Here is a 207-nt window from a genome sequence, read left to right on the forward strand (position 1 = left end):
CGTACCCCCCCGGAGTTCCTGAGTGCCACCGTTCACCGTGGTTAATGTTGCCGAGCCGCCTGACTGAATAACCTGATATCCTGCACTTATGACTGTTGACGTGGCTGCACCGCCGGAATAAATGGCCTGGGTGCCGCTGTTAACCGTGGTGGACGTGGCTGAACCGCCGGAATTGACTCTCTGGGTATCGCCGGTACCGACAGTCAC

General features: G+C 58.5%; 1 protein-coding gene. It reads right to left on the reverse strand.

What is annotated here, in order from left to right; genetic code table 11:
- The coding region (locus ACS603_RS23470) for a hypothetical protein (RefSeq protein WP_474945023.1) at positions 1–207 on the reverse strand (207 nt) is incomplete at both ends.

The sequence above is a fragment of the Enterobacter sp. Li2LvB3 genome (assembly GCF_056156645.1).